Raw genomic sequence first — 18,333 nt, 5'->3', positions numbered from 1 at the left:
GCCATATTGATGATCGGTCGTCTGTCCAGCCATCTGTAGGTACTCTGAGGGCGAACACTTTGGATGCAGCCAATATTCCATCGGCCATAAAAAAACCGCCGGTGCGAAGCACGCGGCGGTCTTTAGTCGTTTCAGCGCGGCAGATCTTACAGCTTGCCGTAGCTATGCAGGCCCGACAGGAACATGTTGACGCCGAGGAATGCGAAGGTCGTCACCAGCAGGCCGGTCAGCGCCCACCATGCCGCGACCGCGCCGCGCAGACCCTTCATCAGGCGCATATGCAGCCAGGCCGCATAGTTCAGCCAGACAATCAGCGCCCACGTTTCCTTCGGGTCCCAGCTCCAGTAGCCGCCCCAGGCTTCAGCGGCCCACAGCGCGCCGAGAATCGTGGCGATCGTGAAGAACGCGAAACCGACGGCGATCGATTTGTACATCACGTCGTCGAGCACTTCGAGCGCCGGCAGGCGGTCGGCCAGAATGCCGCGTTCTTTCGCCAGATACGCGACGCCCACCATGGCCGACAGCGCGAAGCTGCCATAGCCGATGAAGTTCGCCGGCACGTGAATCTTCATCCACCAGCTTTGCAGCGCGGGAACCAGCGGCTGGATCTGCTGCGCGTCGCGCGCCACCGAGTACCACATCAGGAACCCGACTGCGGCGCTGATCACCAGCAGCACGAACGCGCCGAGCGCGCGGGTGTTGTAGTGCTGCTCGTAGTACAGATAGAACAGCGCGGTGATCAGGCTGAACAGCACGAACACTTCGTACAGGTTCGAGATAGGAATATGGCCGACGTCCGCGCCGATCAGGTACGACTCGTACCAGCGCACCATCAGGCCGACGAAGCCCATCACCACCGCCGCCCACGTCATTTTCGAGCCGATCGCGGCGCCGGTCGGCGAGCGCGACAGCAGGCCGATCCAGTAGAACACCGTGGCGAACACGAAGAGCGCGCTCATCCACAGAATCGCGGACTGGCTCGACAGGAAATACTTGAGGAAGAAGGCGTTGTCCGCGCGGCTCAGATCGCCGTGGTAGATCTGGATGGCCAGCAGCGATAGCGCGGCGATGCCCACCATCAGCGGACGCACCGGTTTCCAGCGCCAGCCGAGCACCACGAAAACCGGCACGGCGCAGCAGAGCACCAGCTTGTCGTAGTAGTTCATGAACGGGTGATAGCGCGACAGCGCGAACCCGGCGCCCGCGACCATGGCGAGGGCAAACAGCCAGTCGACGATGCCGAGCCGTTTCAGGAACGGCCGTTCGTCGTACTCGCCGACGTTGAGTGACTCGCCTGCCAGCGCCTTGTGGGGCCGCGAGGAGGGAGATTGGGAAACCTGAGTCAAGTCCATGATCTTACCGGGTCGAATCTTGTGAGCTTGCGGACGGCGCGCCGGCGTTGCCGGATTGAGCGGAGGCGCTGGCTTCGTCGGGTGCTTCAACGAGTTTGGCGCCCAACGCCGCGCCTACCGCATCGCGCGTCTGAACGAACTCTTTCTCGAAGTCGAGCGTCTTGCGTGCGCTCGACATTGCCATCACGACATTCGTGCCGTGCGCAGTGTCTTTGAGCCAGAACCAGAGGCGCCGTTCGCGAACGTAGAACATCGAAAAGATGCCCAACACGAGGAGCAGGCTGCCAAGATACACGACTTTTTTGCCCGGTGCGCGCGTCAACTGAAATACCGAAGCTTGCACCTGCTTGAATGAGTCAAGTTGTAAATAGACCGGCGATCCATACAAAAAGCTGTCGGATATCGCATTGATCGAGCTTTGGATGAAGCGGCTGGCGTCCGCATTGGCCGTCGCCTCCGGCTCGCCGAGTTGCTGGCGGGACAGCTGATACAGGTCCCACGTCGAGCCTTCCAGCATGCGCAGCAGCAGGCCGGCGGCCTTTTCCTGCTCACCCTTGGGCACCGAATGGTCGATAAACCCGGCGATCGCCTGGAAGCCGCCGACCGTCTGACCGTTCGGCATCTTGATGCTGTTATCCGCGCCGGCAAAAAGGGTCAGCACGCGCAGCGCGCTTTCTTCCAGATGCTGTTGCAGTTCGGCATTCGAGCCGGGCACCGAGCGCAGCGCGAAACTGTGCGCCGCCGCAGCGCGCATGGCCGGATCCTCGAGCGTCGCGCGCAGGTTCATCCAGTCCTTCACGGTGCCGCCGCTGTCGGCGGGAATGCGCAGGTAGCGGAACGGATCGTCCGGGTTCACGCGCATGCCGGCCAGGAACATCTTTTCGCCGGACACATCGACCGGCAGCATGTAGTTGTTGTACTCGCGCGCCTGGCCGTCCTTATCACGCACCTTGTATTGCACCGACGGGCCGACGTTGTGCAGGTCGAGCGGCTTCGAGGTCTTCGCGCCGGAGCCGAGGCGTTCGTCGAACGCTTCTTTCAGCGTGCGGTGCGCCGCGACACCGCGGGCGTCGGTCTGGCCGCTGCCGTTCTGGATGTTCTCGACGTTGATCGCGCGAAAATCGGTGAATTCGACCGTTTGGCCGTCGGCTAGCGGCGTGGCCGTGCTCAACGGCGCGTTGCCGCCGATCGTGCCGCCGAACGGCGCGGTCTTCGCGCTCGCGCCGCTCATCGGGTAGGCCGTCATCTGCATCTGCGAGCCGCCGTCCTGGAAGCTCGACTGGTAGATCGACACGCCGTCGTAGGTGAACGGTTTGTTCACTTCGACGCGCGCCGGCACGCGCGCGCCCGTCTTGTGGTCGACCACGACGATGTCGCTCGCGAACAGCTTCGGCATGCCCGTCGAGTAGTAATCGACGATGAACTTGTTCAGTTCGATCGAAAACGGCAGATCCTGGATCAGCGAGCCGTCGGGCTGGTTGAGAATCGCCGTGGACACGTGCTGGCCTTCCGGCACCCATGCGTAGCCGCGGAACGTCGGATTGGACTGCGACAGACGATGATCCGGCGTGATGTCGTTGATCACCGTGTTGGCGCGGATCGGCGACTTGTCGAACAGCCACATTTGCAGCTTGATCGGCAGATTACTGTCGAGCAGGCCGCCAAGGCAGATCACCACGATCGCGAGGTGAGCAGAGATGTAGCCGAACTTGGTCAGCGCGCCGCGTTTGGCGGCGATCAGTGTCGCGCCGTCGGACTCACGGGTAACGAACTTGTAGCCGAGCTTCGCCGAGAGCCGCGCGAGCAACGCCGCGGTCTGCGCGCGAGTTGCGTGCACCGCGAATTCGCCCTTGTGATGGAACGCGCGCAGGCTGCCTTCGCGGACCTTGTCCTTCCAGCTCTTTACGTCGGCGACCATTTTCGGCGCATTGCGGATCACGCACAGTGATACCGACACCATCAGGAAGCCGAGAATCAGCATGAACCACCACGAGCTGTACACCGTGTACAGGCTCAGCGAACGGAAGATGTCCGCCCAGAACGGGCCGAACTGATTGACGTAATTGGGATACGGATCGTCCTGCGTGAGGACGGTGCCGATGATGCTGGCGATCGACAGAATCACGAGCAACGAGATGGCAAAACGCATCGAACTCAAGACTTCGACGACGCTGCGCATAACGCGATTGCCCGACTTGGACTGCAAACCCGACGTGGTGACGCTCATTCATACTCCGACTGAACAGCAAAAAAGGGTGAAGGGCTGTCGTAGGCACGACGCCCTCACCCTTTTCTTGTTTTGTACCGACCTCGCCGGGCCGGTTGCACTTGCGTGCGGACTTGTGAGAAAACGCGAGGCCGCCCGAGTTTTCTCACGCCCCCGCAGGGGGACTTGGCGCAAAGCGCCAAGTTTGGGGGCACTCTATCCTAGTGCAAGCCCGCGATGTAATCGGCCACTGCCTTGATCTCGCTATCCGACAGACGCGTTGCGATCGCATGCATCGGCTCGTTGTTGTTACGTGCGCCCGGACCTTGCGTGAACGCCAGCAACTGCGCCACCGTGTATTCCGCCCACTGCCCCGACAGCCGCGGATACTGCGACGGAATCCCCTGCCCGGTCGGTCCGTGACAGCTTGCGCACGCCGGCACGCCCTTGTCGGCGATCCCGCCGCGATAAATCTTCTGACCGAGCGGAACGGTGTCTTTGTTGTGCGCGTAGCCTGGCTTCGGGGTCTGCGCCGCGAAATAGGCCGCGACGTTGACCATATCCTGATCGGACAGCGCCGCCGCCATGCCCGCCATGATCGCATTGTTGCGCGCTGGCTGCTTGGCGCCCGGCTGGATCTTGAAGTCCTTGAGTTGCTTGACGAGATACTCAGGGTGCTGGCCCGCCAGCTTCGGATATGCGCCGCCGGCACTGTTGCCGTCTGCCCCGTGACATGACGCGCACACCTGCACCGCGATTGCCTGCCCCCGATTGACGTCCGGCTTTGCCGGTTCTGCTGCTCGTGCCTGAATTGCCAAACCTGAAAGACCTGCCGCTACATGAAGCACCATCAGAGTCTTGCTCAGTCGATTCATTCGCACACCCTGTCTCGTCTTGTGGGATTTTTAGAGAGCCCCTAAACCTGTCGCTGCGCGCCAGGCCCGGCGTTTTCTTGAAGGTTTTGCAAAACACGACGGCGACCGAGTGACCGCCAGGAGCCGCCAAGGCACGTGGGCTGGCCCCCTCAGGTTTTCAGTAAACCATCGTATTGTACAATAACTCGCTAATCGCTAAGACGCCAGTCGGGCTTGACCCGTCCCCACTCCGGGTTCCCCGGCGTCTCGAATCTTGGCCTGATCATGTCCTTCCTGCTCCACCAATCCCGCTTTTTCACGACCGTCAATCACTTGCGTGATCTGCCGGCCACTTCGCAACCCGAAATCTGCTTTGCGGGGCGCTCGAACGCGGGCAAGTCGACAGCCATCAATATTCTGTGCAATCAGAAGCGGCTGGCCTTCGCCAGTAAAACGCCGGGACGCACGCAGCATATCAATTACTTTTCGGTGGGCAAGGCGGACGAGCCGACCGCGCATCTGGTCGATCTGCCGGGCTATGGCTACGCGGAAGTGCCGGGCGCCGCCAAGGCGCATTGGGAAGCGCTGCTGTCCACCTATCTGCAATCGCGCTCGCAGCTGCGCGGCATGATCCTGATGATGGACTCGCGCCGCCCGCTGACGGATCTGGATCGCCGCATGATCGAGTGGTTCGCGCCGACCGGCAAGCCGATCCACACGCTCCTCACCAAGTGCGACAAATTGACGCGCCAGGAAAGCATAAACGCGTTGCGCGCGACGCAGAAAGGCCTGGCCGAGTACCGCACCGCCGGCTACCAGGGCGAACTGACCGCCCAGCTGTTCTCCGCGCTCAAACGCGTCGGCATCGACGAAGCGCACGAACTGATCGAGAGCTGGCTGATCCCCGACGACAAGGGCGAAACGGACGCCGCTCAGTAAGCGAGTTGGCGTCTCGGGCGAGGACAAAAGCGCTATTCCGGCCGCCCATAAAAAAACCCGCCGCTTTAACGGCGGGTCAAACAGCCTAATCGAAAAACGACAGGCACCCGCTCAGGGAGGAGAAGCGGGGAGGTCAGCGCAAGGCGCCTTGCTCGATCGGTATGATATACCATTGTCTCGAAAAGTTTCCGGGAGCGGAGGCAGGCGTTACTTGTCCACTCCACATATCCACGTTTCCTCGATTCGCTATGAGCTTCTATCCGCACCACCGTCCGCGCCGCATGCGCCGCGACGACTTCTCGCGCCGTCTGATGCGGGAAAACATCCTCACCACCAACGATCTGATTTATCCAGTCTTTATAGTCGAAGGCACCAACGTGCGGCAAGCCGTGCCATCGATGCCTGGCGTCGAACGCGTGTCGGTCGATCTGCTGATGGGCGTGGCTGAGCAGTGCGTCGAACTGGGCGTGCCCGTGCTGTCGCTGTTTCCGGCGATCGAGCCGTCGCTGAAAACGCCCGATGGTCGCGAAGCGACCAACCCGGCCGGTTTGATCCCGCGCGCGGTTCGCGAACTGAAGAAAAATTTCCCCGAACTGGGCGTGCTCACCGACGTGGCGCTCGACCCGTACACGAGCCACGGCCAGGACGGCGTGCTCGACGAAGCCGGCTATGTCATCAACGACGAGACCGTCGAGATTCTGGTCGAACAGGCGCGTGCGCAGGCTGAAGCGGGCGTCGATATCGTCGCGCCGTCGGACATGATGGACGGCCGCATCGGCGCGATCCGCGAAATGTTCGAGAGCGAAGGTCTTGTCCACACGCGCATCATGGCTTATGCGGCCAAGTTCGCGTCGGCGTTTTACGGCCCGTTTCGCGACGCCGTCGGTTCCGCGACGAATTTGGGCAAAAGCAACAAGATGACCTACCAGATGGATCCGGCCAATTCGAATGAAGCGCTGCGCGAAGTGCAAGCGGACATCGACGAAGGCGCGGACATGGTGATGGTCAAGCCCGGCATGCCGTATCTGGATATCGTGCGCCGCGTGAAGGATGAGTTCCGGTTCCCGACGTACGTGTATCAGGTAAGCGGCGAATACGCGATGCTGAAAGCGGCCGCGCAGAACGGCTGGCTCGATCACGACAAGGCGATGATGGAATCGCTGCTGGCGTTCAAGCGGGCGGGCGCGGACGGGGTGCTGACCTATTTCGCGCTGGATGCCGCGCGGATTTTGCGTTCGCAGAAGTGACGTGACGAGACGCCTTGCGGGGCGTTTAAGCGTTGCAATGAACGGAGGACGGCTTTGTGTCGTGCCTCCGTTTTTTTCAAGCTTTCGTGGTCAGTCTGCGTCGAGCACGATTGCCTGACGCTTGACTGGCAGTCGATCGTCGCGGCCGCACACCGGCCGCCGCAGTCGCCGCGACCGACCAGCTGCTATCCGTTACGCGCCGGGCGCATTCGCCCGATCCAGACTGCGCAAGAATTTATCCGCCGACTCGTATCCCACGACGCGCAGCACTTCCCTACCACCCTGATCGAAAAAGATGATCCCCGGCGGACCAAATAGGCTGAAGCGCTTGAGCAGCGTTTGATCGTCGGAGTTGTTCGCGGTCACATCGGCGCGCAGCAGGTTCATCTGCTTCAATTTCGCCTGGACGCGCGGGTCGCCGAAAGTGAATTTCTCCATTTCCTTGCAGCTGACGCACCAGTCCGCGTAAAAATCGAGCATGGCGGGCTGTGCGGCCGCTTTGACGGCCTGGTCGAGCTCATTCGATGAGCGAACCGGCGCGAACGTCAGATCGCCCTGCGGCGCGCTGTCCGGCTTATTCGACGCGCTCGCGACACCCGCTTCCCCGCCACGCGCCGCCAGCACGGCAAGCGGGCGCAGCGGATCGGAGGAGCCCGCCGCCAGACCAACCAGCAGGACTGCAGCCCAGATAGCGAGCGCAGCGCCCAAGCCTCGGCCAAGCCTGCGCCACACGGAAGCCTGCGCAGTCGGCGCCGAAAATAAGCCGAGAGAGGCCGAGGCGACCAGCAACCAGAGCGCGCTCAGCAGCATCGTCGCCGTCGCGCCGAGCACCGGCCAAACGATCCATAACGCGGCCGCAAGCAGCACGACGCCGAAGAAGACCTTGACGCCGTCCATCCATGCGCCGGCTCGCGGCAGCAGCGTGCCCGCGCCAAAACCGAGGATGAGCAGCGGCACGCCTAGACCCAGCCCCATCGAGAACAGCGCCGCGCCACCGAGCACCGCGTCGCCCGTATGCGCAATGAACGCCAGTACAGCAAAGAGCGGTGCGGTCATGCACGCGCCGACCACCAGCGCGGACAGCGCGCCCATCACCGCAACAGCCGCAAACTTACCGCCGGAGCGCCTGGACGACGCGTGTGAAACGCCGTCCTGCCAACTTTGCGGCAGCGCGATGTCGACACCCGCAATCAGGGTCAGCGCAAAAATGGTCAAAAGTACGCCGAATGCGCCAAGTACCCACGGATTCTGCAGCCATGCGCCGAGACTCTGCCCGACCAACGCAGCGGCGATACCGAGCGCCGTATACACGAGCGCCATGCCGATGACATAGGCCAGCGACAGCGCAAATCCGCGGGCACGCGTCACGCGCGCGCCTTCGCCGATGATGATCGCCGAGAGAATCGGAATCATCGGATACGAACAGGGGAGCAGGCTGAGCACGGCGCCGGCGACGAAAAAGAGCCCGACGATCGCGAAGAAGCCGCCGCCTTGCAGCAGCGACTGCGCGTAATCGGCGCTGGTAGCGCGGTCGTACCATGAGGTGCCCGCGGGGACGGCGGCTGCCGGCGCGGCCGCGCTGCCGGCCGGTTGAAGTGCCGCGCCGGTTACGTGATACACGCGCTCCATCGGCGGATAGCAGATGCCCGCATCGGCACAGCCTTGCGACGTCACTGCCAGATCGAACGGTCCAGCCGCCTGTTTAACCGGAATCCGGATAGTCAGTTCGTTCCGATACGTCTCGACGTTCTTGTTAAAGGTCTGATCGAACTTGATGTGGCCGGCCGGCAATTGCGGCTCGCCGATCGTGGTCGTGCCGTTACGCGTCGCGAACGCGAAGCGCTCACGGTACATGTAGTAGCCGTCCGCGATTTTGTAGGTCACGTCGACTTCGCCGGGCTTCTCCGACGCGCTGAATTTGAACGCGACCGCGGGATCCAGGAAATCGTCCGCCGCGCGGGCGAGCGTGCCGAACTGCGCGAAGATCAGGCAGCCGAGCAGAAAGAATGCGGTGCGCAGCGCATTGCGCGCGCGCCGGTCGAGGCCGTTAAACATGGAGAGGACGTTGGGTTTCAGCAGTGATCCACTGGCCGTACGCGGCCGACGCCGTCGCTTGCCATGAGAGGATTTCCGGCGTGTCGTAGGGATGGTGAGCCTGAATGTACTGCTCGAGTTCAAGCACGCGTGCCGCGCTGGTCTTGAACAGCAACTGGATTTCCTGCGCGGTTTCAACCGCACCCTGCCAGTGGTAGCTGGACTGCACGGAGCCTAATTGCGTGACACAGGCGCATAGCCGCATGGCCAAGGCATCCGCAGCAAGCTTCTGAGCCACGGCGGCGTCCGGCACCGTCGTCAGAATCAAGGTCACATTCACGCTCACAGATGGCTCCGGCAAGGCACGATTCAGGTGCCGATATCGTATCACCTGGTCTTGCCTGCACGCAGGCCGCTCCGCAGCGACCGTGCGGCGGATGGCCGCTGCCAACGCCTTACGCTACAAACAAAAAAGCCAGGCTTGGCGCCTGGCTTTTTGCGATGCGAGGAAGCTTATTCAGCTTCTTGCACTTCGACTTCTTCAACTTCCGGACGGTCGAGCAATTCGACCAGTGCCATCGGAGCGTTGTCCCCGACGCGGAAGCCGAACTTCAGGACGCGCAGGTAGCCGCCCGGGCGGGTAGCGTAACGCGGGCCCAGAACTTCGAACAGCTTCGTGACCGAGTCACGATCGCGCAGGCGGTTGAACGCCAGACGACGATTTGCCAGCGACGGCTTCTTGCCGAGCGTGATCAGCGGCTCGACAACCTTACGGAGTTCTTTTGCTTTCGGCAGCGTGGTCTTGATGACTTCGTGCTCGATCAGCGAGTTGGACATATTACGGAGCATAGCCAGACGGTGGCTGCTCGTGCGGTTCAGTTTCCGCAAACCATGACGGTGACGCATGTTAATTCCTTCGATTCAAAGTTTTGGTCCAGCTCTTCTATCGCGCTCGAACTACCTGCGGTTTCCCAACGGTAGCGAGTGCACGGGCCGGTAGTGAAAAAAGACAAGACGCGGATTTTAAAGGAAAATCCGCGTCTTTGCCAGTGCAGCGGCGGGTTCTGTCCCGGGATTACTTGTCCAGACCAGCCGGCGGCCAGTTTTCAAGTTTCATGCCGAGCGTCAAACCACGCGACGCCAGTACTTCCTTGATTTCGTTCAGCGACTTGCGGCCCAGATTCGGCGTCTTGAGCAGCTCGTTTTCCGTGCGCTGGATCAGGTCGCCGATGTAGTAAATGTTCTCGGCCTTCAGGCAGTTCGCGGAACGAACCGTCAGTTCGAGATCATCCACCGGACGCAGCAGGATCGGATCGATCTGCGGCGCGCGCGACGGCGCTTCAGCCGTTGCTTCGGTGCCTTCCAGTGCAGCGAATACCGACAGTTGATCGACCAGAATGCGCGCCGATTGACGGATCGCTTCTTCCGGCGAAATCACACCGTTGGTTTCGATGTTCATCACGAGCTTGTCGAGGTCGGTACGCTGTTCGACGCGAGCGCTTTCAACGGCGTAGCTCACGCGGCGAACCGGCGAGAACGACGCGTCCAGCACGATACGACCGATGATCTTGGCCGACTCTTCGCCATAACGACGCACATTGCCCGGCACATAGCCGCGGCCCTTTTCGACCTTGATCTGCACGTCGAGCTTGCCGCCCTTCGACAGATGCGCAATCACGTGATCCGGATTGATCACTTCGCAATCGTGCGCGAGTTCGATGTCGCCAGCAGTGACAACGCCTTCGCCTTCCTTGCGCAGCGTAACCGTGACTTCATCACGGTTGTGCAGCTTGAACACCACGCCCTTCAGGTTTAACAACAGGTTGACTACGTCCTCTTGCACACCGTCGAGCGTCGAATACTCATGTACGACGCCTGCGATCGTCACTTCGGTCGGCGCGTAGCCGATCATCGACGACAGCAGCACGCGCCGGAGCGCGTTACCCAAGGTGTGGCCGTAACCGCGTTCAAACGGTTCCATGACCACTTTCGCATGGCTCTCACCAAGCGATTCAACAGCGATGATCTTGGGCTTCAACAAACTGGTTTGCATAGGTTTTCCTTTTCAATACCCTCGGCTCGTTACACCGATAAGGCTGACCGGTAACAACCTGAAAATAAACAGCCGAGGCGCCCCCTTGCTCAGCGCAATCAGGGTACCCCGGCCGTTAATCCGATTACCGCGAATACAATTCGACGATCAGGCTTTCGTTGATATCGCCAGCGATGTCGCTGCGTTCCGGCTTTTGCTTGAACGTGCCTTCGAACTTCTTCGAATCGACGGCGACCCAGCTCGGCAGACCGCCTTGCTCAGCCAGCGACAGCGCTTCCAGAATACGCGCCTGCTTTTTCTTCGTTTCGCGCACTGCGACGACGTCGCCAGCCTTCACTTGCATCGACGGGATGTTCGACACAACGCCGTTCACGACGATCGCCTTGTGGCTCACGAGCTGACGCGCTTCAGCGCGCGTCGAGCCGAAGCCCATGCGGTACACGACGTTGTCCAGACGCGATTCGAGCAATTGCAGCAGGTTTTCACCCGTGTTGCCCTTCAGGCGGTCGGCTTCAGCGAAGTAACGACGGAATTGACGCTCGAGGACACCGTAGATGCGCTTCACTTTTTGCTTTTCGCGCAGCTGCGTGCCGTAGTCGGACGTGCGTGCGCCCGAGGTGCGGCCGTGTTGGCCGGGCTTGCTGTCAAGTTTGCACTTGTCAGCGAGCGAACGACGGGCGCTCTTCAGGAAGAGGTCAGTGCCTTCACGGCGGGACAGCTTGGCCTTAGGGCCGATATAACGTGCCACGTTGATTCCTTTGTTGATTGATCACGCGGATGCATGCACTCGCGCTAGTCCGAACCCTTTGGGTCGAACGGTGGGCTTAGTCAATTCAATAACGCAAGCAGCCTGCCGCCGCCCAAGGCGGCAACAGGCGCTAGCAAAATCGGCGTCTTAGATACGACGACGCTTCGGCGGACGGCAGCCGTTGTGCGGGACCGGGGTCACGTCGGAGATCGCGGTGATCTTGATACCAAGACCATGCAACGCGCGCACCGCCGACTCACGGCCAGGACCGGGGCCCTTGATCCGCACTTCGAGGTTCTTCACGCCGTATTCCATCGCCACGCGGCCAGCCGATTCGGCCGCCACCTGGGCTGCAAACGGGGTCGATTTGCGCGAACCCTTGAAGCCTTGACCACCCGACGTTGCCCAAGCAAGTGCATTGCCTTGACGATCGGTGATCGTGATGATGGTGTTGTTGAACGACGCGTGAACGTGAACCACGCCCTCGGCGACGTTCTTCTTGACCTTCTTGCGAACGCGTTGCGCCGCGGAGTTGTTCGAAGCCTTAGCCATTACGTTTTCCTGTAACTGTCAGTTCCGCTTACTTCTTCAGCGATTGCGCTGCACGACGCGGACCCTTGCGCGTACGGGCATTCGTACGCGTACGTTGGCCGCGCAGGGGCAAGCCCTTACGATGCCGAACGCCACGGTAGCAGCCGAGATCCATCAGGCGCTTGATGTTCATCGTCGTTTCACGGCGCAGATCGCCTTCAACGATGAACTTGCCGACTTCTTCACGCAGCTTTTCGAGGTCTGCGTCGTTCAGGTCTTTGACCTTCTTCGAAAATGCCACACCAGCAGCGACGCAGATGTCGCGCGAGCGCGTGCGGCCGACACCGTAAATAGCCGTCAGGCCGATTTCGGTATGCTGGTGATTCGGGATGTTAACCCCTGCGATACGAGCCATTGTTTTTCCTCAAACAAAAAGCGCAGCAAAAAGCGCGGCGTTCAGCCTTGACGCTGTTTGTGGCGCGGATCAGTGCTGCAAATCACGCGCACAACGCCTTTGCGCTTGATGATCTTGCAATTGCGGCAAATGCGCTTAACCGATGCCATCACTTTCATGATATTACCCTTTTTTCAAATCACTTCGCCCGGAACACGATCCGCGCACGCGACAGATCGTAAGGCGTCAATTCAACCGTCACCTTGTCGCCAGGCAAGATTCGGATGTAGTGCATCCGCATCTTGCCGGATATGTGTCCCAATACGACATGGCCGTTTTCCAGCTTCACCCTGAAGGTAGCGTTAGGCAGGTTTTCGATGACTTCACCCTGCATCTGGATAACATCGTCTTTGGCCATAAGTCCTTTCAACGCATCGGGACGCCGCCGCCTTTGAAATTAGCTTTCTTCAGCAGCGATTCATACTGTTGCGACATAACGTACGACTGCACCTGCGCCATGAAATCCATTGTGACGACGACAATGATCAGCAGCGACGTTCCACCAAAATAAAACGGCACGTTCCAGCGCAGCACCAGAAACTCGGGCAGCAGACAAACAAACACGATGTAGATCGCACCGGCCAGCGTCAGACGCGTCAGGATGCGGTCGATGTATCGCGCTGTTTGATCACCCGGGCGGATGCCTGGGACGAAAGCGCCACTCTTTTTCAGGTTGTCGGCCGTCTCTCTGCTGTTGAACACCAATGCGGTGTAGAAAAAGCAGAAGAAAACGATCGCCAACGCGTACAGCAACACGTACACAGGTTGACCGGGCTTGAGGGCCTCTGCCACATTGTGCAACGTGTCTGCGAACCAGCTGGTACGCGACCCCGAACTGAACCAGTTCAGGATAGTTGCCGGGAAGAGAATGATCGACGATGCAAAGATCGGCGGAATCACGCCCGACATATTCAACTTCAGCGGCAGATGCGAAGACTGTCCGCCGTAAATCTTGTTGCCGACTTGCCGCTTCGCGTAGTTCACAAGAATCTTGCGCTGGCCGCGTTCGATGAACACCACCAGATACGTAACAGCAGCAATCAGCGCGACGACGATAATCGCGGATATCGGGCTCATCGAACCGGTTTGCACCAGTGAAACGAGACCACCGATCGCATTCGGGAAACCCGCTGCAATCCCGCCGAAAATAATGATCGAGATACCGTTGCCAAGCCCGCGCTCCGTGATCTGCTCACCAAGCCACATCAGGAACATCGTGCCGGTCACCAGCGTCACGACCGTCGTCAACCGAAAAACCATTCCCGGATCGATCACCAGGCCCGGCTGATTTTCCAACGCGACGGCAATGCCGAACGCCTGGAACGTCGCCAGCAGGACCGTAAAGATACGCGTGTACTGCGTAATCTTCCGTTGACCCGCCTGCCCTTCCTTTTTCAGCGCTTCGAGTTGTGGCGAGACGATTGCCAACAACTGCATGATGATCGACGCCGAAATGTACGGCATGATCCCCAGCGCAAAAATCGTGAACCGCGATAGCGCGCCACCCGAAAACATGTTGAACATGCCAAGGATGCCGCCCGACTGACTTTGGAACAACTTTGCCAGCTGGTCCGGGTCAATACCCGGCACCGGAATATGCGCGCCGATACGGTAGACGATCAGCGCCAGCAGCAGGAATACTGCCCGCCGACGCAGATCGCCAAACTTCGCCGCGCTGCGACCGGGTTTTGCGAGACTCGGGCTGTTAGCCAAGTACCTTCTCCGATGCAAATGCTAGTGACGGCAAATAACTTGCGCGTTACTCGGCGAATGAGCCGCCAGCTGCTTCAACAGCAGCGCGCGCACCCTTCGTCGCACCCAGACCTTTCACAACAATCTTGCGCTTCAACTCGCCGGTCTTGATGATCTTGGCACTCGTGATCATCTCGCCAATCAGGCCGGCTTGTTTCAGAGCCAACAGATCGATCTCGTCGACCGGCAGCTTTTCCAGATCCGAGAGACGCACTTCACCAACGAATTCCTTCGTCAGCGAGGTGAAGCCACGCTTCGGCAGGCGACGTTGCAGCGGCATTTGACCGCCTTCGAAGCCAACCTTGTGAAAGCCGCCCGAACGCGACTTCTGACCCTTGTGACCGCGGCCAGCCGTTTTGCCCAGACCGGAGCCGATGCCACGGCCGACGCGACGCTTAGCGTGCTTCGAACCTTCAGCCGGCTTCAGGTTATTCAATTCCATTATCAACTCCTTGAGTCCTGGTCAGCCGCTTAGCTGATGACCTTAACGAGGTACGAAACCTTGTTGATCATGCCGCGCACGGCCGGCGTGTCCTGCAACTCGCTAACCGAGTTGAGTCGGCGCAGACCCAAGCCACGCACCGTTGCACGGTGCGTTTCACGGGTGCCGATCAGGCTCTTGACGAGCTGGACCTTGACAGTTTTATCAGACATGGTGTCCACCTTAGCCCAGAATATCTTCGACGGACTTGCCGCGCTTCGCCGCGATATCGCCCGGCGTCGACTGCTTGCGCAGACCGTCGAGCGTTGCACGAACGAGGTTGTACGGGTTCGTCGAACCGTGGCTCTTAGCAACCACGTTTTGCACGCCCATCACGTCGAACACTGCGCGCATCGGACCACCAGCGATCACGCCCGTACCATCCTTCGCCGGAGCGAGGAGGACGGCGGATGCGCCGTGCTTACCGTGCACTTCGTGTTGCAACGTACCGTTCTTCAGCGGCACCTTGAACATGTTGCGGCGAGCTTGTTCCATTGCCTTTTGAACAGCAACCGGAACTTCCTTCGCTTTGCCCTTGCCCATGCCGATGCGGCCATCGCCGTCGCCAACCACGGTCAGTGCGGCAAAACCGAGAATCCGGCCGCCCTTCACAACCTTGGTCACGCGGTTGACCGAAATCATCTTTTCGCGCAGGCCGTCGTCGCGTTCGTCAGCCTGAACTTTCGCTTGCATCTTTGCCATGACGAATTCTTCCCTTAGAACTTGAGTCCGGCTTCGCGCGCCGCATCAGCCAGCGCTTTCACGCGGCCGTGGTAACGGAAACCCGAACGGTCGAAGGCGACGGATTCGATGCCGGCAGCCTTAGCCTTTTCTGCGATGCGCTTACCGATCAAGGTCGCAGCATTGACGTTGCCGCCCTTGCCCGTTTGATCAGCCAGTTGCGCACGCACTTCGGCCTCGAGCGTCGACGCGCTGGCGAGCACCTTGGTGCCGCACGGCGAGAACACTTGCGCATAGATGTGCGTGTTCGTGCGATGCACGGCGAGACGCGCGACCTGCAGCTCAGCGATCTTGATACGCGTCTGACGAGCGCGGCGCAGGCGAGATTGAGTCTTATCCATGATTGCGCACCCTTACTTCTTCTTCGTTTCTTTGAGGATCACAACCTCATTGGCATAACGCACACCCTTGCCCTTATAGGGCTCCGGCGGGCGATAGCCGCGCACTTCTGCCGCGACCTGGCCAACTTGTTGCTTATTGATCCCCTTGATCACGATTTCGGTTTGCGTCGGGGTTTCAGCCTTGACGCCTTCCGGCATCTGGTGCACCACAGGGTGCGAGAAACCCAGCGACAGGTTCAACTTGTCGCCTTGCGCCTGTGCGCGGTAACCGACGCCAACCAGCGTCAGCTTGCGCTCGAAACCCTTCGTCACGCCGTTCACCATGTTCGCAACCAGTGCGCGCATCGTGCCCGACATCGCATTCGCTTCGCGGCTTGCGTCAACCGGCTCGAAATTCAGCGTGCCGTTGTCGTTCACCACTTTCACGAGGCGGTTTGCCGCCTGCGTAATCGTACCCAGCGGGCCCTTGACGGTGATGCGTTCGTCGCTCAGGGCCACTTCTGCGCCTTGCAGCGCGACCGGGCTTTTACCTACTCGAGACATGTTTCTCTCCTTTCGGCCTTAAGCGACGTAGCAGATGACTTCGCCGCCAACGCCCGTTGCACGCGCCTTGCGGTCCGTCATCACGCCCTTCGGCGTCGACACGATTGCCACGCCGAGGCCATTCATGACCACGGGGATGTCGTTACGGCCGCGGTACACACGCAGACCAGGCTTCGAGACGCGTTCAATGCGCTCGATAACCGGACGGCCAGCGTAGTACTTCAACACGATGTTCAATTCAGACTTCGCACCTTCGGACTTCACTGCGAAATCATCGATATAGCCTTCGTCCTTCAGGACCTGCGCAATCGCAACCTTGACTTTCGACGAGGGCATTGTCACCGAGACTTTCTCAACCATCTGCGCATTGCGGATGCGAGTCAGCATATCGGCGATAGGATCACTCATGCTCATTTACGTTTCTCCTATTACCAGCTCGCCTTGGTCAGGCCAGGGATCTCGCCGCGGAACGCGATTTCGCGAATCTTGTTACGCGCCAGCCCGAATTTACGGAACGTGCCACGCGGGCGACCGGTAATTGCGCAACGATTGCGCTTACGGGTCGGGTTAGAGTTGCGCGGCAATTGTTGCAGTTCCAGACGTGCTGCGTAATGCTCTTCGTCCGACTTGCTCATATCGCCGATGATCGCTTTCAGCTCAGCACGCTTGGGAGCGTACTTAGCAGCCAGGCGAGCACGCTTCTTTTCACGTTCGATCAGTGCCAGTTTAGCCACGGTAACCTCAGTTTCTGAACGGGAACTTGAAGCTGGCGAGCAGAGCCTTTGCTTCGTCGTCGGTCTTCGCAGTCGTCGTGATGCTGATGTTCAGCCCACGCAGTGCGTCGATCTTGTCGTAGTCGATTTCGGGGAAAATGATCTGCTCTTTCACACCGATGTTGTAGTTGCCGCGACCATCGAACGCACGACCCGACACACCACGGAAGTCACGCACACGGGGGAGCGCGACCGTCACGAAACGGTCCAGAAATTCGTACATTGCCTGACCACGCAATGTGACCATTGCACCGATCGGATAGCCCTGACGGATCTTGAAGCCAGCGATTGCCTTGCGTGCCTTCGTGATCACCGGCTTCTGGCCTGCGATCTTCGTCAGGTCGCCAACGGCGTTTTCGATGATCTTCTTGTCAGCAACCGCTTCGCCAAGGCCCATGTTCAGGGTGATCTTGGTGATGCGCGGCACTTCCATCACGGACTTGTAACCGAACTTCTCGATGAGGCCGGGTACAACCTTCTCTTTGTAAAACTCTTGCAAACGAGCCATTTTTTTACTCCGCAGCGTCAGGCGCTCAGCTCGGCACCGGTCGTTTTAAGGAAACGGACTTTCTTGTCTCCTTCGACCTTGATGCCTACACGCGACGCCTTGCCATTCGCGTCGACCAATGCGACGTTCGAAATTTGCAGCGGCATCGTCTTGGCTTCAACACCGCCCGTCGTACCCTTCATCGGGTTCGGCTTGACGTGTTTCTTGACGAGGTTGATACCCTCGACAATCACTTTGCCCTCGCCAACGGACAGCACGACGCCGCGCTTGCCTTTATCTTTGCCGGTGATGACGATAACTTCGTCACCCTTGCGAATCTTGTTCATCGCGACTCCTTACAGCACTTCAGGTGCCAACGAAACGATCTTCATGAATCGTTCGCTGCGCAACTCGCGCGTGACAGGCCCGAAAATACGGGTGCCAATAGGTTCGAGCTTGGCATTCAACAACACAGCGGCGTTGCCATCGAACTTGATCAGCGAGCCGTCCTGACGGCGCACGCCCTTGGCGGTGCGAACCACCACGGCGTTGTAAATTTCGCCTTTCTTCACGCGCCCGCGCGGCGTTGCTTCTTTGACGGTCACCTTGATGATGTCGCCAATGCTGGCATAACGACGCTTCGAGCCGCCGAGCACCTTGATGCACATGACTTCACGCGCACCCGTGTTGTCGGCCACTTCAAGCCGAGTTTCGGTCTGGATCATGGTTTATCTTTCCCAACTTAATCCGGTCACACCACCATGGCGCACCCGGTCAGTCTTGGTCCCGTCAGCCAA

General features: G+C 59.8%; 25 protein-coding genes. 2 read left to right on the top strand and 23 right to left on the bottom strand.

Features of this window, described 5'->3' with window-relative positions:
• Positions 1-146 precede the first annotated feature (146 nt).
• The 3 genes from ccsB to B0G71_RS20865 form a co-directional block, all read right to left on the bottom strand.
• Complete coding sequence (ccsB, locus tag B0G71_RS20875) at positions 147-1,352, bottom strand: c-type cytochrome biogenesis protein CcsB (RefSeq protein ID WP_116118437.1); 1,206 nt, start codon at positions 1,350-1,352, stop codon at positions 147-149.
• A gap of 4 nt (positions 1,353-1,356) precedes the next feature.
• Entirely contained in the window at positions 1,357-3,579 is a 2,223-nt protein-coding gene (locus B0G71_RS20870; protein WP_116143845.1) for a cytochrome c biogenesis protein ResB, read from the bottom strand.
• Positions 3,580-3,779: 200 nt separating this feature from the next.
• On the bottom strand, positions 3,780-4,433 hold the full coding sequence (locus B0G71_RS20865) for a cytochrome c (protein WP_106284151.1): 654 nt from the start codon (positions 4,431-4,433) through the stop codon (positions 3,780-3,782).
• A 264-nt stretch (positions 4,434-4,697) separates the two neighbouring features.
• On the opposite strand from B0G71_RS20865, the gene yihA reads away from it, so the two are divergent.
• Both yihA and hemB read left to right on the top strand, forming a co-directional pair.
• Entirely contained in the window at positions 4,698-5,351 is a 654-nt protein-coding gene (gene yihA, locus B0G71_RS20860; protein WP_116118440.1) for a ribosome biogenesis GTP-binding protein YihA/YsxC, read from the top strand.
• A 248-nt stretch (positions 5,352-5,599) separates the two neighbouring features.
• Complete coding sequence (hemB, locus tag B0G71_RS20855) at positions 5,600-6,598, top strand: porphobilinogen synthase (RefSeq protein WP_116143843.1); 999 nt, start codon at positions 5,600-5,602, stop codon at positions 6,596-6,598.
• 192 nt (positions 6,599-6,790) lie between these two features.
• On the opposite strand, the gene dsbD is transcribed toward hemB, so the two are convergent.
• The 20 genes from dsbD to rplN all read right to left on the bottom strand — a co-directional run bounded on the left by dsbD (position 6,791) and on the right by rplN (position 18,261).
• Complete coding sequence (gene dsbD / locus B0G71_RS20850) at positions 6,791-8,653, bottom strand: protein-disulfide reductase DsbD (protein ID WP_116143841.1); 1,863 nt, start codon at positions 8,651-8,653, stop codon at positions 6,791-6,793.
• Positions 8,646-8,978 (bottom strand): divalent-cation tolerance protein CutA, encoded by a 333-nt coding sequence (cutA, locus tag B0G71_RS20845; RefSeq protein ID WP_116143839.1) that lies wholly within the window; start codon positions 8,976-8,978, stop codon positions 8,646-8,648. Before cutA ends, dsbD begins: the two co-directional genes overlap by 8 nt.
• Before the next feature lie 167 nt (positions 8,979-9,145).
• The gene (gene rplQ / locus B0G71_RS20840; protein WP_006052227.1) at positions 9,146-9,538 is read right to left on the bottom strand and encodes a 50S ribosomal protein L17; all 393 of its coding nucleotides are present in this window, start codon (positions 9,536-9,538) and stop codon (positions 9,146-9,148) included.
• Between the two features lie 169 nt (positions 9,539-9,707).
• On the bottom strand, positions 9,708-10,685 hold the full coding sequence (locus tag B0G71_RS20835) for a DNA-directed RNA polymerase subunit alpha (protein WP_006052226.1): 978 nt from the start codon (positions 10,683-10,685) through the stop codon (positions 9,708-9,710).
• A gap of 124 nt (positions 10,686-10,809) precedes the next feature.
• Entirely contained in the window at positions 10,810-11,433 is a 624-nt protein-coding gene (gene rpsD / locus B0G71_RS20830; RefSeq protein WP_106284146.1) for a 30S ribosomal protein S4, read from the bottom strand.
• Positions 11,434-11,580: 147 nt separating this feature from the next.
• On the bottom strand, positions 11,581-11,985 hold the full coding sequence (gene rpsK / locus B0G71_RS20825) for a 30S ribosomal protein S11 (protein WP_006052224.1): 405 nt from the start codon (positions 11,983-11,985) through the stop codon (positions 11,581-11,583).
• Positions 11,986-12,013: 28 nt separating this feature from the next.
• Positions 12,014-12,379 (bottom strand): 30S ribosomal protein S13, encoded by a 366-nt coding sequence (rpsM, locus tag B0G71_RS20820; RefSeq protein WP_012434566.1) that lies wholly within the window; start codon positions 12,377-12,379, stop codon positions 12,014-12,016.
• 41 nt (positions 12,380-12,420) lie between these two features.
• Positions 12,421-12,537 carry a 50S ribosomal protein L36 gene (gene rpmJ, locus B0G71_RS20815; RefSeq protein WP_116143837.1) on the bottom strand — a complete coding sequence of 39 codons (117 nt, stop codon included), beginning with the start codon at positions 12,535-12,537 and terminating at the stop codon, positions 12,421-12,423.
• A 20-nt stretch (positions 12,538-12,557) separates the two neighbouring features.
• Positions 12,558-12,776, bottom strand: a complete 219-nt coding sequence (gene infA / locus B0G71_RS20810) for a translation initiation factor IF-1 (protein WP_004521905.1) — start codon at positions 12,774-12,776, stop codon at positions 12,558-12,560.
• Between the two features lie 8 nt (positions 12,777-12,784).
• Positions 12,785-14,131, bottom strand: a complete 1,347-nt coding sequence (secY, locus tag B0G71_RS20805) for a preprotein translocase subunit SecY (RefSeq protein ID WP_007180124.1) — start codon at positions 14,129-14,131, stop codon at positions 12,785-12,787.
• A 46-nt stretch (positions 14,132-14,177) separates the two neighbouring features.
• Positions 14,178-14,612 carry a 50S ribosomal protein L15 gene (gene rplO / locus B0G71_RS20800; protein ID WP_106284144.1) on the bottom strand — a complete coding sequence of 145 codons (435 nt, stop codon included), beginning with the start codon at positions 14,610-14,612 and terminating at the stop codon, positions 14,178-14,180.
• Positions 14,613-14,641: 29 nt separating this feature from the next.
• The gene (rpmD, locus tag B0G71_RS20795; RefSeq protein ID WP_007180126.1) at positions 14,642-14,824 is read right to left on the bottom strand and encodes a 50S ribosomal protein L30; all 183 of its coding nucleotides are present in this window, start codon (positions 14,822-14,824) and stop codon (positions 14,642-14,644) included.
• A 10-nt stretch (positions 14,825-14,834) separates the two neighbouring features.
• Entirely contained in the window at positions 14,835-15,353 is a 519-nt protein-coding gene (rpsE, locus tag B0G71_RS20790) for a 30S ribosomal protein S5 (protein ID WP_007180127.1), read from the bottom strand.
• A 14-nt stretch (positions 15,354-15,367) separates the two neighbouring features.
• The gene (rplR, locus tag B0G71_RS20785) at positions 15,368-15,733 is read right to left on the bottom strand and encodes a 50S ribosomal protein L18 (RefSeq protein ID WP_012434568.1); all 366 of its coding nucleotides are present in this window, start codon (positions 15,731-15,733) and stop codon (positions 15,368-15,370) included.
• A gap of 12 nt (positions 15,734-15,745) precedes the next feature.
• The gene (gene rplF / locus B0G71_RS20780) at positions 15,746-16,276 is read right to left on the bottom strand and encodes a 50S ribosomal protein L6 (RefSeq protein WP_116143835.1); all 531 of its coding nucleotides are present in this window, start codon (positions 16,274-16,276) and stop codon (positions 15,746-15,748) included.
• Between the two features lie 18 nt (positions 16,277-16,294).
• Positions 16,295-16,690, bottom strand: a complete 396-nt coding sequence (gene rpsH, locus B0G71_RS20775; protein ID WP_006052216.1) for a 30S ribosomal protein S8 — start codon at positions 16,688-16,690, stop codon at positions 16,295-16,297.
• A 14-nt stretch (positions 16,691-16,704) separates the two neighbouring features.
• A complete protein-coding gene (gene rpsN / locus B0G71_RS20770; protein ID WP_006052215.1) occupies positions 16,705-17,010 on the bottom strand; it encodes a 30S ribosomal protein S14 in 306 nt (101 codons plus the stop codon).
• 7 nt (positions 17,011-17,017) lie between these two features.
• Entirely contained in the window at positions 17,018-17,557 is a 540-nt protein-coding gene (gene rplE / locus B0G71_RS20765) for a 50S ribosomal protein L5 (RefSeq protein ID WP_006052214.1), read from the bottom strand.
• A gap of 17 nt (positions 17,558-17,574) precedes the next feature.
• On the bottom strand, positions 17,575-17,883 hold the full coding sequence (gene rplX, locus B0G71_RS20760; RefSeq protein ID WP_006052213.1) for a 50S ribosomal protein L24: 309 nt from the start codon (positions 17,881-17,883) through the stop codon (positions 17,575-17,577).
• A 9-nt stretch (positions 17,884-17,892) separates the two neighbouring features.
• On the bottom strand, positions 17,893-18,261 hold the full coding sequence (gene rplN, locus B0G71_RS20755) for a 50S ribosomal protein L14 (RefSeq protein ID WP_006052212.1): 369 nt from the start codon (positions 18,259-18,261) through the stop codon (positions 17,893-17,895).
• Between the last annotated feature and the right edge of the window lie 72 nt (positions 18,262-18,333).

This window comes from Paraburkholderia sp. BL27I4N3 (assembly GCF_003386115.1).
In the GTDB taxonomy this organism is placed as follows: domain Bacteria; phylum Pseudomonadota; class Gammaproteobacteria; order Burkholderiales; family Burkholderiaceae; genus Paraburkholderia.
The sequence above is the reverse complement of the archived record's forward strand: the minus strand, read 5'-3'. Positions and strand labels throughout refer to the sequence as shown.

Excerpts from the sequence above, each read along its gene's own strand:
- rplO (WP_106284144.1), bottom strand. The coding sequence starts at position 14,612 with ATGGAATTGAATAACCTGAAGCCGGCTGAAGGTTCGAAGCACGCTAAG.
- ccsB (WP_116118437.1), bottom strand. The coding sequence starts at position 1,352 with ATGGACTTGACTCAGGTTTCCCAATCTCCCTCCTCGCGGCCCCACAAG.
- rplE (WP_006052214.1), bottom strand. The coding sequence starts at position 17,557 with ATGGCTCGTTTGCAAGAGTTTTACAAAGAGAAGGTTGTACCCGGCCTC.
- rpsH (WP_006052216.1), bottom strand. The coding sequence starts at position 16,690 with ATGAGCATGAGTGATCCTATCGCCGATATGCTGACTCGCATCCGCAAT.
- B0G71_RS20835 (WP_006052226.1), bottom strand. The coding sequence starts at position 10,685 with ATGCAAACCAGTTTGTTGAAGCCCAAGATCATCGCTGTTGAATCGCTT.
- rplX (WP_006052213.1), bottom strand. The coding sequence starts at position 17,883 with ATGAACAAGATTCGCAAGGGTGACGAAGTTATCGTCATCACCGGCAAA.
- B0G71_RS20870 (WP_116143845.1), bottom strand. The coding sequence starts at position 3,579 with ATGAGCGTCACCACGTCGGGTTTGCAGTCCAAGTCGGGCAATCGCGTT.
- rplN (WP_006052212.1), bottom strand. The coding sequence starts at position 18,261 with ATGATCCAGACCGAAACTCGGCTTGAAGTGGCCGACAACACGGGTGCG.
- rpsK (WP_006052224.1), bottom strand. The coding sequence starts at position 11,985 with ATGGCTAAGGCTTCGAACAACTCCGCGGCGCAACGCGTTCGCAAGAAG.
- rpsM (WP_012434566.1), bottom strand. The coding sequence starts at position 12,379 with ATGGCTCGTATCGCAGGGGTTAACATCCCGAATCACCAGCATACCGAA.
- infA (WP_004521905.1), bottom strand. The coding sequence starts at position 12,776 with ATGGCCAAAGACGATGTTATCCAGATGCAGGGTGAAGTCATCGAAAAC.
- rplF (WP_116143835.1), bottom strand. The coding sequence starts at position 16,276 with ATGTCTCGAGTAGGTAAAAGCCCGGTCGCGCTGCAAGGCGCAGAAGTG.
- rpsE (WP_007180127.1), bottom strand. The coding sequence starts at position 15,353 with ATGGCAAAGATGCAAGCGAAAGTTCAGGCTGACGAACGCGACGACGGC.
- dsbD (WP_116143841.1), bottom strand. The coding sequence starts at position 8,653 with ATGTTTAACGGCCTCGACCGGCGCGCGCGCAATGCGCTGCGCACCGCA.
- hemB (WP_116143843.1), top strand. The coding sequence starts at position 5,600 with ATGAGCTTCTATCCGCACCACCGTCCGCGCCGCATGCGCCGCGACGAC.
- rpmJ (WP_116143837.1), bottom strand. The coding sequence starts at position 12,537 with ATGAAAGTGATGGCATCGGTTAAGCGCATTTGCCGCAATTGCAAGATC.
- rplQ (WP_006052227.1), bottom strand. The coding sequence starts at position 9,538 with ATGCGTCACCGTCATGGTTTGCGGAAACTGAACCGCACGAGCAGCCAC.
- rplR (WP_012434568.1), bottom strand. The coding sequence starts at position 15,733 with ATGGATAAGACTCAATCTCGCCTGCGCCGCGCTCGTCAGACGCGTATC.
- rpmD (WP_007180126.1), bottom strand. The coding sequence starts at position 14,824 with ATGTCTGATAAAACTGTCAAGGTCCAGCTCGTCAAGAGCCTGATCGGC.
- yihA (WP_116118440.1), top strand. The coding sequence starts at position 4,698 with ATGTCCTTCCTGCTCCACCAATCCCGCTTTTTCACGACCGTCAATCAC.
- B0G71_RS20865 (WP_106284151.1), bottom strand. The coding sequence starts at position 4,433 with ATGAATCGACTGAGCAAGACTCTGATGGTGCTTCATGTAGCGGCAGGT.